Source organism: Acidovorax sp. KNOB132 (assembly GCF_057541515.1).
In genome coordinates this window covers 1-10,100 of sequence record NZ_BAAJYT010000131.1, presented here as the reverse complement: position 1 = coordinate 10,100, position 10,100 = coordinate 1, and the positions used below count along the sequence as shown (strand labels likewise).

Here is a 10,100-nt window from a genome sequence, read left to right as displayed (position 1 = left end):
GCGGTAGCGAAAGCCGTCGCCCGTGCCGGCATGGCCGTCGTGCAGCTCATCGGGGTGCAGCACGATGCTCTGCCCCGGCAGGCTGTGGCGGCCCGCGCGCTGGTAGCGAAAGCTCTGCACGCCCGCCAGCGTGCGGCCGAGGGCATACGTGTCGTGCCGGTGCGGCGCATACCCGTGGCCCTGGAAGTACGCCTCGATGCAGGGCATACGGTCCGCGTCGCCCGCCTGCACCACCCAATCCCGGCGCGTGGGCAGCCCGTTGGCGGTCATGGCGCTGGCATTGCCGATGGCACCGCCGCCGGGCCCCGGTATTCCACCGCGATGAACTGCGTGGCCTGCGCGGGGTTGAAGTTGTCGTCGCTCACGAACACGATCACCCGCCCGCCCCCGGCCAGCGGCGGGCCCCAGGCCATGCCCTCCAGGTTGTCCAGCGGGCCCGCGCTCAGGTGGTCCAGGTCGGCCACCAGCGTCTTCGGCACGGCGGTGTGGTTGCCGTGCGCGCCCTGGGTATCCAGCGCGTCCAGCGCGAGCGTGTCACTGCCCGCGCGCGTGTCGATGCGGTACAGCCGCGCGGAAAAGCCCGCCCCCGCGCTGTAGCTGCGCTCCAGCACCAGCAGGTGGTGCGGCCCGTCCGCGAGCACCTCGCTCACCCCGTTCAACTGCGGGCCCCACGGGATGCGCCGGGCGTGCGGCACCGCGTCCGGCACATAGGCGATCTGCCGCAATGGCCGGCCGGTCGCCACGTCCATCGCCGTGATGCGCAGCGGCCCGCCCGGGGCCTCGGGCGTGGGGCGCGGGCCGTCCTGGATCCACGCGGTTTCCATCGCCAGCCAGGCCGTGCGGCCGTCCGGCGACAGCGCCAGACCTTCCAGCGTGGCATTGGCGCGGGGCCCGCGCCGAAAGTCGGGCACACGCCCGAACGCCGCCGGCAAGGGCAGATCGCGCACCCACGCGCCATCGGCCCGGTGTTCGCGCCACTGCGGGCCGAAGCCACGCGCGAAGTCGCCCTCGCTGGTCCACAGGAACGCCTGCCCGCCCGGCAGCCAGCGCACCGCTTCGGCATCGGGCACGTCCACATCGAGCGCGGCGTGCCGCGGCGCAGGGTAGGGCGCGCCACTGGCCTGGCGCAGCGGTGCGGTGCCGGTGATCGCGGGGGTCTCCAAGTGCGTGGCGGTGTAGCGCAGCGTCGCGGTGTAGATGCGCGCCGGCTGCAGGGCCGAGCGGTCGTCGCTGATGAGCAGCCAGCGGTCCTGCACCGGGTCGTAGTCGATGCCCGAGATGCCGCCGAAGGTCGTGCCCAGCACCTCGGTGCCGGGGGCGATGGCGGCGGTGCCGATCAGGCGCAGCGCGGCCGGCGCGGTGGCTTCCGGCTCAAGGCCCTGCCGCGCGCCCGTGCAGGCCACCACCAGCACGGCCGATCCCGCAAGGCCGGCAACCCACCCTCCCCAAGGGCGTTTTCTCGAAGGCTTCCGGCGGGTGTCTGGCATGGCGCGCAGTGTAGGTGCGCCGGGGGGCAGGCCCGGCTGCGAGCCCATTCATCGCAGGCACTTGCCGGCAAAAAAGGGCGCCAAAAAACCACCATTTAAAACAGAACATGATGGTACAGTTATGGCCGGTGTCTGGCTTTGGCTGGGCCCCAGCGAGCCTTTTCCTCCATCCCACAACCGACCCATTGGCCATGAACACCTCCCTCAAAACCTTGTCTCTCCTGTCCACCCTGCTGGCCGCCGCCGCGCTGTTGTCCGCGTGCGGCGGGGGCAGCGATTCCCTGGACGAACGCGCGGCGTCGCTCACCGTGACCAATGCCTCGGTCAGCGGTCTGGACGGCTCGTACGGCAACGGAAACATCAACGCCAGCGAGGTCACCAAAATTGCCGCCACCGGCACGGCCCCCGAGCTGTGCAGCTTCACCTTCGACGGCGCCGACCGGGTGGGTGGCGACGGCACCGCCTCCGGCACGGTGCGCTACGCCACCAACGCCGACTCGCTCTACCGGCTGGTCCTGAACGTGCGCGGCCGCGAGTTCGCAACCGCCAGCGGCGACGGCGACGACACCGACGTGCACCACAGCCGCGACTACCTCGAGATCGTCAACAAGCGGCTGACGGCCACGGACGGCACGGGGGACACGCTGCGCGTGACCGGGCTGCTCACCCTGCGTGGAAATCGGCCGGCGGGGTGCTGAGCGGATGCGGCGGTCGCTCGCCCGCAGGTGTGTTCCTTGGCTATCTGGAAGCGCCGGGAGTGGTGGCCGAGCGGGCCTGCTCCTTGACCCATTCAATGGTCTGGCTTTTGACGCACCACTGCGTGTCGAGCACCCAGTCGTTGGACCACTTGTTGGGGTTGCCCTGCAGGATGTTGCAGGGGGAGTAGCCCAGGCTGGGCATGAAGAAATGCTGGGCGATGCCCGTGATGGGAACCAGCCACATGCCAACGAATCCGCCCAGCATCACGATGATCATGGCTTGTTCGACCGGCTTGACGATGCGTTCATTCAAGGGAATGGCGCGCATGCCGCCAACGATCACCAACAGAATGAACATGCCCGCGCCGAACGGGGCCACCAACGTGCCAGGCGTGATTTGCACGGCTGGTGCGCGGTAGGCGATATCTACGATGGTCGGCACCATGATTTCTGTGGTCATCCAGAGCATGCCTGCTATGGCTCCACAAAACGGAAGCGTGCCCCAGAACATTGCTTTTCTGACTTTTTTGAGATTTACCATTTTTAGTTGGGGGTAAGCGCGTCGCTACGACGCTTAACTGCGTTTCTGCGTCGAGCATGAATCGAACCCAGCGCAATCAATACGCCGGCATATTGCTATTGAATTAATAGCAATCAGAGTGCGGCGCTATAGCGGTCGCTATGGAGTGCTGTGAGAGACGGCCGAACTCGCCTGCTCGTTCACCCACTCCAGGCTCTTGCCTTTGACGCACCAAGCAGGGTCGCGCACCCAGTCGGAGAACCAAAGAGTGGGGTTGCCCTGCAATTCTGAACATGAGGCGTACCCCAGGCTGGGCATGAAAAACCGTTGGGCGATAGACGTCACTGGGATCAGCACCATCACGATCAAGCTGATCACCACAATGACTGCCAGCAAGTATTCAAATCGCTTGCTGACGCGCTCATCGCAGGGGATCGCGCGCATGGCGCTCAAGACGATCGACATGATGCAGACCAATGAACAAAATGGTGCCAACTGGGCTGCTGGGTAAATCCTGACCACTGGAGCCAGCGCATGAATGCCCTGCAAGACCGGCACGATTCCCCGAATGGCCCCCCAAGCGCAACCTATCGCCATTAACAAGAAAAGCGGCGTGCTCCAAAGCATGGTTTTACGGAGTGTTTTAGGGTCCTGCATAGGCTTAGTCGTCTTGGTGTCGATGATCAGTATTTCAGGCAGCTGATACGGCAAAGCCAGCTTTTCATGCCTTGGTCAATGGTTCTGCCCATTTCGACTTTCTTCTGTTCCATAGCGTTTCTCAGGTCGTCGTGCCAAGACTGCGCGGTAGTGTCAATGTAGTAAAACCCCTGGGCAGTCTGCTCCGGCAGCATTTTTAGGGCGGCGATTACTTTGCTCTTGATGCCGTATTGGCTATCTACGAGGTTCAACAGATACCCTCCGCCGACAGCAATCAATGCCATAACGCCTAGTGGGAGAACAGCAACTGCTGCAGCGCTTGCTAACCCTGAAGCCAAAGCGTAGGCCACCAGCCCAGCGAGTCCTCCCTTCACCGCTTCCACGCCAATCCCGCCTACCAGGTCATACATGGTCTTCTCATCGTTGAACATGAAGTCCATCACCTCCAAGCCCGTGGAAACAACTACGCCCAGCATGAAGCCGCCTTTGGCAATGCCTTGCAGGCTCTTTATTCCAAGACCCAACTGCAGCATCTTGGGATTCGTCGCCAAGTAGCGCGTGCCCTGAAGCGCACTGCTGCGCCGCGCCGAATAGCCTTTGATGATGATGTACGTGCCTGTCGCGGTGGTCTTGATATAGCTGCCGATGCCGGCCATGCCGATGGCGTTTAGCGTCTTGGTGATAGCCAGCACGTCATTGGCCCCCTGCGCTACGGGCCCGACCCACGGCTCGCTGGCATTCGGGCTGAATTCCTTCTGCCAATACTGCCCGAACGTGGACTGCGACAGCATCTTGCGCAGGTTGAATTCCAGGGCGGCATTGCGCTTGGCCTTGTCCTGCAGGATGCTCATGTACTGGCCCTGGGTCAGCACCAGCACGTCCACCTGGTTCCTGTCCATGGACTGGGCCAGGGTCTGTCCGTAGCCGACGTTGAAGAACGTGGCCGCGAGTTCTGCGCTCATTCAATCCCCCCTTCGAGATCGCGTTTTTTATTGGGGGCGAATGCTAATCGGAAAAAGCGAAATCGTGACTTTCGGGCAATTGAATTGATTAACCAATTGTTAATAAATCGGCGATGCTGCGCGGCGAGGGGGCTGGAGTCGGCAGGCAGGCCGCGACCCCGGCAGCCCAGCCCGCGAGGGTCCTACAGCAGCCCGGATTCGGCCATCGACAGCGCGTTGCCGGGCGCCACGATCACGTGGTCGAGCACGCGCACGTCCACCAGCGCCAGGGCGTTCGTGAGGGTCTTGGTGAGGTTTTCATCCGCGCGGCTGGGCTCCACGCTGCCGCTGGGGTGGTTGTGGGCCAGCACCACGGCAGCGGCGTGGTGGTGCAGGGCGCGTGTGACGACCTCGCGGGGGTACACACTGGCATGGGTGAGCGTGCCGCGGAACATTTCGTCCAGGGCGATCATGCGGTTCTGGGCGTCCAGGAACATCACGGCAAAGACTTCGTAGCCTCGGCCGGCCAAGTGCAACTGCAGATAGTGCTTGACCTCTGTCGGCGAGCCGAATGTTTCGCGTTCAGGCAATTGCTCGCTCAACACACGGCGGGCCAGTTCCAGAACGGCCACAAGGACGGTGCGCTTTGCAGGGCCCAACCCCTTGATGCGCTTCAAGTCATCCACGCTGGCATGCAGCAGGCCACTGATGCTTCCAAAGCCTCCGGTGGGTTTGCCCGTTGCCGAATCCACGGTGGTCGGCGCCAGCAGTTCGCACGCCATCTCCATCACCCCTTTGCCGGCGATGCCCGTGCGCAGCAAGATCGCCAGCAGTTCCGCATCCGACAGCGCGGCAGGGCCCCGCTGCAGCAGCCGTTCACGGGGCCGGGCGTCGGCAGGCATGGTTTTCATGAGCATGGTGCGGCAGGTCCGGTAAGGGCGGCGGCATGGCCGCGCGCGGGGCAGGGAATGGGCGGGTTTCTACAATGGCGGCCAGTTTATCGGGACTCTCATGACCACCCTCGCCCCCACCTCCCTCGTTGCCTCTCCCGCCGCCGCTCCCACCGTGCAGGCCGGTTCCTTCCTGACCCTGCACTACCGTCTGGCCGGCCCGGCGGGCGACGTGATCAACACCTTCGGCGACAAGCCGGCCACCCTGTCGCTGGGCGCGGGCGAGTTGTCCCCCGCCATGGAGCAGTGCCTGATCGGCCTGCCCGAGGGCACCCGCACCACGTTCACCCTGCCCGCGGGCGAGGCCTTCGGCGACCGCAACCCCGACATGCAGCAGTGGGTGGCGCGCAAGCTGCTGGCCGAGCTGGGCGATCCCGACGAGCACTACACGGTGGGCGACGTGGTGCAGTTCCCCACGCCGGACGGTCTGGGCAGCTACGCGGGCGTGGTGCTGGCGGTGCGCGAGGACGGCGCGGTGCGCTTCGACTTCAACCACCCGCTGGCGGGGCAGCCGGTCACCTTCGAGGTGCAGCTCATCGGGGTGCTCTGACGCCATGCAAAAACCCCAGGAAATCGTTCTGGCCGAGCCGCGCGGCTTTTGCGCGGGTGTGGATCGCGCGATCGAGATCGTCGAGCGCGCGCTGCAGAAGTTCGGCGCGCCCATCTACGTGCGCCACGAGATCGTGCACAACACCTACGTGGTGAACGACCTCAAGGCCAAGGGCGCGATCTTCATCGAGGACCTGGCCGATGTGCCGCCGGGCTCCACGCTGGTGTTCTCGGCCCACGGCGTGAGCAAGGCGGTGCAGACCGAGGCGGCCGAGCGCGGCTTCAGCGTGTTCGATGCGACCTGCCCGCTGGTGACCAAGGTGCACGTGGAGGTCGCCAAGCTGGCCAAGGAGGGCTACGAGTTCATCATGATCGGCCACAAGGGCCATCCCGAGGTGGAGGGCACCATGGGCCAGCTGGACCATGGCATCCACCTGGTGGAGGACGTGCAGGACGTGGCCCGCGTGCAGCCCGGGCAGACGGCCAAGCTGGCGGTGGTGACGCAGACCACGCTGTCGGTGGACGACGCGGCCGAGATCAGCGCGGCGGTGCGCGCGCGGTTCCCGAGCGTGCGCGAGCCCAAGCAGCAGGACATCTGCTACGCCACGCAGAACCGGCAGGACGCGATCAAGGTGCTGAGCCCGCAGGTGGACCTGGTGATCGTGGTGGGCAGCCCCACCAGCTCCAACAGCAACCGGCTGCGCGAGCTGGCGGCGCGCCTGGGCACGCGGGCCTACATGGTGGACAGCGCCGAGGAGCTGCGCGCCGAATGGTTCGAGGGCGTGGCCCGCGTGGGGCTGACGGCCGGCGCCTCGGCCCCCGAGATCCTGGTGCGCCAGGTGATCGACCGCATCAAGGCGCTGGGCGCCGTGTCGGTGCGCAAGATGGACGGCATCGAGGAGACGGTGAAATTCCCGCTGCCCAAGGGCCTGCGCATCGATGCGGCCACGGGGCTGGCGATCACCGAGCGCACGCCGGAGACGGGCCCCGCAGGGCATTGAAATCGATTGGTCATCGGTTTGCTATTAATTTAATAGCTATATGCCCTAGTACTTATTGTGCTGGAGGGCATTTCGATGCTTGGTCTCTGGCGCCTGCCACAGGCCCTGTTCCGGCAGGGACAGGGCGCAAATACCACGCTGGTGCCCCAATGTCCCTACGCGGGCGGCCCCTATGACCCCACGGCGGGTGTGACTTCTTACAATTTGCGGTTGATTCACTCTGAGGGAACCCATCCGTTCCCTGTCTATGGAAATAGCAATACTGTTCGCCCTCATCCTGCTCAATGGCCTGTTTGCCATGTCGGAACTGGCGCTGGTCACGGCGCGCAAGACCCGGCTCCAGAAGCTGATCGATGAGGGCGATAGCGGCGCGGTCGCTGCCGTCAAGCTGGGCGAAGACCCGACCCGATTCCTCTCCACCATCCAGATCGGCATCACCTCCATCGGTGTGCTGAACGGTATCGTCGGCGAAGCCGCGCTGGCCCAGCCCCTGGGCGAATGGCTGCGCACGCTGGGGCTGGAGGCCAAATACGCCAGCTACCTGGCCACCGGCCTGGTGGTGATGCTCATCACCTACTTCTCCATCGTCGTGGGCGAACTCGTGCCCAAGCGCCTGGGACAGAGCCATCCCGAAGTCATCGCCCGCCTGGTGGCCCGCCCGATCAACTGGCTGGCCATCGCCACCAAGCCGTTCGTGAAGCTGCTGTCGGTGTCCACGCAGGGCCTTTTGCGCCTGCTGGGCGTGAAGGAGAACAACGCCAGCGCGGTGACCGAGGCCGAGATCCACGCGGTGCTGGCCGAAGGCACGAGCGCCGGCGTGATCGAGTCGCACGAGCATCAGATGGTGCGCAATGTGTTCCGCCTGGACGACCGCCAGATCGGCTCGCTGATGGTGCCGCGCGCCGATGTGGCGGTGCTGGACGTGGAGGACTCGTTCGAAGAGAACCTCAAATGCATCGAGGAGTCGGACCATGCGCGCTTTCCCGTGGTGCGGGGCGGCATGGAAAACGTGCTGGGCGTGCTGAACGCCCGCCAGTGGCTGTCGCGCTCGCTGCGCGAGCAGGCGCGCGACCTGGCCACGCAGCCGCTGCAGACGGCGCTGTACGTGCCCGAGACGATCACCGGCATGGAGCTGTTGGACAACTTCCGCCAGTCCGACCTGCACATGGCGTTCGTGATCGACGAATACGGCGAAGTGCAGGGCATCGTCACGCTGCAAGATTTGATCGAGGCCATCACGGGCGAATTCCACGCCCGCGACCCCGAAACCTCCTGGGCGGTGCAGCGCGAGGACGGCAGCTGGCTGCTGGACGGCCACATCCCCGTGCCCGAACTCAAGGACCGCCTGAACCTGGACGCCGTGCCCGAGGAAGACCGCGGCCGCTACCACACGCTCAGCGGCATGGTGATGCTGCTGACCGGCAAGCTGCCCCGCGTGACCGACACGGTGCAGTGGGAGGGCTGGCAGTTCGAGGTGGTGGACATGGACGGCAAGACCATCGACAAGGTGCTGGCGAGCCCGCTGCCCTCGGTGGAGATCGCCGAGCCCGAGGCGATTTCAGCCGAGTGATCCGCTGAGCGATTCGCCCAGCGAGGGCGCGGCCCATGGCGCCAGCTGCGGGCTGACTCGATCCATCAAGAACCCGCGTGGCTGCCAGGCCCCGCGGGTTTTTTCATGCGCGGTGGCGGTGCTGCGCCGCGGCAGCGGCTGGCGCCGCGGGCCGCTTCAGCTCCAGAGGTCCAGGGGCGGGTCGGCCGCGACGGCGCGAAGGATGTCGGTGCGCGAGATGAAGCCGGTCATGGTGCCGGCCTCGTCGGTCACCGGCAGGCCTGGCAGGCCGGTGTCGAGCAGCACGCCCGCCACGCGGCGCAGTTCGGTGTCGGCGGCCACGGTGGGCACCGGGCTCACCATGATCTCGGAGACGGGCCGGCGCGCCAGATCGATGGCCGCCTTCACGCTGCCGGGCTCGGGCAGCAGATCCAGCGGCGCCATGTCGGCGCGCAGCAGCAGCCCGACCACGTGGCCCGCGGCGTCGACCACGGGCGCCTGGGCGATGCGGTGCTCCGCCAGCGTGGCCCAGGCGTCGTTCACGCGGATGTTGGGCGGCACGGTGAGGGCGCCCACGGTCATCACGTCCTGCACGCGCGACAGCGGCTGGCGGGGCACCTGCGGGCCCTGCTCGGTCTGTGCGTAGGCGCTCACGGCCTCCTGCGCGCGCAGGTTCACCGGGCCGGGGTCGGGGGCCGGCGCGGGGACCGGGGGGAACGGATCCGCCTCGGGGTCAGCGGAGCGGGTGCGCAGTGCCTGGGGCCGCTGCACCCGCCGCACGGGCGCCACCTGCGCCAATTGCTCCGGCCCGCCACGGTACATCTGGCCCGAAGGCCCGAACACATAGAACATCGCCATCTCCTGCCATGCCGCTGCACCGGCGTGCACACCGCCGTGCACGCCGCGATCGGCGGTCCATGGTATCGGCAGATGCTGGGGCCGCGGAAAGCCGGGGCATGGCGGGGGAGGGCGGCGGGCTTCGATGGCTTCACGTGGCGGGTGTGTGGCGAGTGCGTGGCGGGCGCCTGGTGCGCTGCATACACTCGACGGTTTCGTGTGCCGCAAGCCCGTTGCCCGTCGTTCTTCGTGCGGGGCCGTGCGGGCACGGTCTTTCTTTTCGATTCGCCAAAGGCCCCCTCATGATCGATCGCTCCGCCATCTCCACTGCACACCAGCGCCTGGCCGCACAGTCCGGCTTTCTTCGTACCACCCCGCTGCTGCAGTTGAGCGGCAGCGCGCTGGGCGTGGACTGTGCGCAGGTGTGGCTCAAGCTGGAGCATCTGCAGGTGGGCGGCAGCTTCAAGGCCCGGGGCATGCTGTATCGCATGCTGGCCAACCCCGTGCCCGAGAGCGGCGTGATCATCGCCTCGGGCGGCAACGCGGGCATTGCCACGGCGGCCGCGGCGCGCGCGCTGGGCGTGCGCTGCGAGGTGTTCGTGCCCGAGATCTCGCCGGAGGCCAAGCGCGCCCGTCTGCGGGCCCTGGGCGCCGAAGTGGTGGTGACCGGCGCCGCGTATTCCGAAGCGCTGCAGGCCTGCCTTGCGCGCCAGCAGGCCACCGGCGCGCTGCTCAACCATGCGTACGACCAGCCCGAAGTCGTGGCCGGTGCCGGCACGCTGGCGCTGGAGATGGAAAGCCAGGCGGGCGACCGGTTGCCCGACAGTGTGCTGGTGAGTGTGGGCGGCGGCGGGCTGATCGCCGGCGTGGCCGCGTGGTGCGACAGCCGCGCGCACGTGGTGGCGCTGGAG

The 10,100-nt window shown here is 66.6% G+C and carries 12 protein-coding genes; 5 read left to right on the top strand and 7 right to left on the bottom strand.

All coding sequences use genetic code 11. From position 1 onward, the window contains the following. A partial coding sequence (locus tag AC27IO_RS15765; protein WP_498739597.1) for an AraC family ligand binding domain-containing protein occupies nt 1-207 on the bottom strand: 207 nt, incomplete at its 3' end. A 59-nt stretch (nt 208-266) separates the two neighbouring features. Beyond that, nucleotides 267-1,487, bottom strand: a complete 1,221-nt coding sequence (locus tag AC27IO_RS15760) for an esterase-like activity of phytase family protein (protein ID WP_498739594.1) — start codon at nt 1,485-1,487, stop codon at nt 267-269. A 191-nt stretch (nt 1,488-1,678) separates the two neighbouring features. Between AC27IO_RS15760 and AC27IO_RS15755 the strand changes: the two genes are divergently transcribed. Then, a complete protein-coding gene (locus AC27IO_RS15755) occupies nt 1,679-2,185 on the top strand; it encodes a hypothetical protein (protein ID WP_284408148.1) in 507 nt (168 codons plus the stop codon). Nucleotides 2,186-2,225: 40 nt separating this feature from the next. Here the strand turns inward: AC27IO_RS15755 and AC27IO_RS15750 are convergent, their stop codons facing one another. The 4 genes from AC27IO_RS15750 to radC all read right to left on the bottom strand — a co-directional run bounded on the left by AC27IO_RS15750 (nt 2,226) and on the right by radC (nt 5,220). Continuing rightward, a complete protein-coding gene (locus AC27IO_RS15750) occupies nt 2,226-2,645 on the bottom strand; it encodes a hypothetical protein (RefSeq protein ID WP_498739593.1) in 420 nt (139 codons plus the stop codon). A gap of 219 nt (nt 2,646-2,864) precedes the next feature. Continuing rightward, entirely contained in the window at nt 2,865-3,416 is a 552-nt protein-coding gene (locus tag AC27IO_RS15745) for a hypothetical protein (RefSeq protein ID WP_498739592.1), read from the bottom strand. Further along, nucleotides 3,389-4,324: a hypothetical protein gene (locus AC27IO_RS15740; protein ID WP_498739591.1), complete on the bottom strand. Its 936-nt coding sequence runs from the start codon at nt 4,322-4,324 to the stop codon at nt 3,389-3,391. The genes AC27IO_RS15745 and AC27IO_RS15740 overlap by 28 nt, the downstream gene beginning before the upstream one ends. Before the next feature lie 182 nt (nt 4,325-4,506). Then, nucleotides 4,507-5,220 (bottom strand): RadC family protein, encoded by a 714-nt coding sequence (radC, locus tag AC27IO_RS15735; protein WP_498739590.1) that lies wholly within the window; start codon nt 5,218-5,220, stop codon nt 4,507-4,509. A gap of 94 nt (nt 5,221-5,314) precedes the next feature. Here radC and AC27IO_RS15730 point away from each other — a divergent pair, with 94 nt between their 5' ends. The 3 genes from AC27IO_RS15730 (at nt 5,315) to AC27IO_RS15720 (ending at nt 8,373) form a co-directional block, all read left to right on the top strand. Continuing rightward, complete coding sequence (locus AC27IO_RS15730) at nt 5,315-5,803, top strand: FKBP-type peptidyl-prolyl cis-trans isomerase (RefSeq protein ID WP_498739589.1); 489 nt, start codon at nt 5,315-5,317, stop codon at nt 5,801-5,803. Nucleotides 5,804-5,807: 4 nt separating this feature from the next. Then, on the top strand, nt 5,808-6,803 hold the full coding sequence (gene ispH, locus AC27IO_RS15725) for a 4-hydroxy-3-methylbut-2-enyl diphosphate reductase (RefSeq protein ID WP_272548964.1): 996 nt from the start codon (nt 5,808-5,810) through the stop codon (nt 6,801-6,803). Between the two features lie 247 nt (nt 6,804-7,050). After that, entirely contained in the window at nt 7,051-8,373 is a 1,323-nt protein-coding gene (locus tag AC27IO_RS15720; RefSeq protein ID WP_498739588.1) for a hemolysin family protein, read from the top strand. Between the two features lie 156 nt (nt 8,374-8,529). Here the strand turns inward: AC27IO_RS15720 and AC27IO_RS15715 are convergent, their stop codons facing one another. Continuing rightward, on the bottom strand, nt 8,530-9,204 hold the full coding sequence (locus tag AC27IO_RS15715) for a CBS domain-containing protein (RefSeq protein WP_498739595.1): 675 nt from the start codon (nt 9,202-9,204) through the stop codon (nt 8,530-8,532). Between the two features lie 287 nt (nt 9,205-9,491). Here AC27IO_RS15715 and AC27IO_RS15710 point away from each other — a divergent pair. Continuing rightward, a partial coding sequence (locus AC27IO_RS15710; protein WP_498739587.1) for a pyridoxal-phosphate dependent enzyme occupies nt 9,492-10,100 on the top strand: 609 nt, incomplete at its 3' end.

Excerpts from the sequence above, each read along its gene's own strand:
- AC27IO_RS15755 (WP_284408148.1), top strand. The coding sequence starts at position 1,679 with ATGAACACCTCCCTCAAAACCTTGTCTCTCCTGTCCACCCTGCTGGCC.
- AC27IO_RS15730 (WP_498739589.1), top strand. The coding sequence starts at position 5,315 with ATGACCACCCTCGCCCCCACCTCCCTCGTTGCCTCTCCCGCCGCCGCT.
- AC27IO_RS15760 (WP_498739594.1), bottom strand. The coding sequence starts at position 1,487 with ATGCCAGACACCCGCCGGAAGCCTTCGAGAAAACGCCCTTGGGGAGGG.
- ispH (WP_272548964.1), top strand. The coding sequence starts at position 5,808 with ATGCAAAAACCCCAGGAAATCGTTCTGGCCGAGCCGCGCGGCTTTTGC.
- radC (WP_498739590.1), bottom strand. The coding sequence starts at position 5,220 with ATGCTCATGAAAACCATGCCTGCCGACGCCCGGCCCCGTGAACGGCTG.
- AC27IO_RS15715 (WP_498739595.1), bottom strand. The coding sequence starts at position 9,204 with ATGTTCTATGTGTTCGGGCCTTCGGGCCAGATGTACCGTGGCGGGCCG.
- AC27IO_RS15740 (WP_498739591.1), bottom strand. The coding sequence starts at position 4,324 with ATGAGCGCAGAACTCGCGGCCACGTTCTTCAACGTCGGCTACGGACAG.
- AC27IO_RS15720 (WP_498739588.1), top strand. The coding sequence starts at position 7,051 with ATGGAAATAGCAATACTGTTCGCCCTCATCCTGCTCAATGGCCTGTTT.
- AC27IO_RS15750 (WP_498739593.1), bottom strand. The coding sequence starts at position 2,645 with ATGACCACAGAAATCATGGTGCCGACCATCGTAGATATCGCCTACCGC.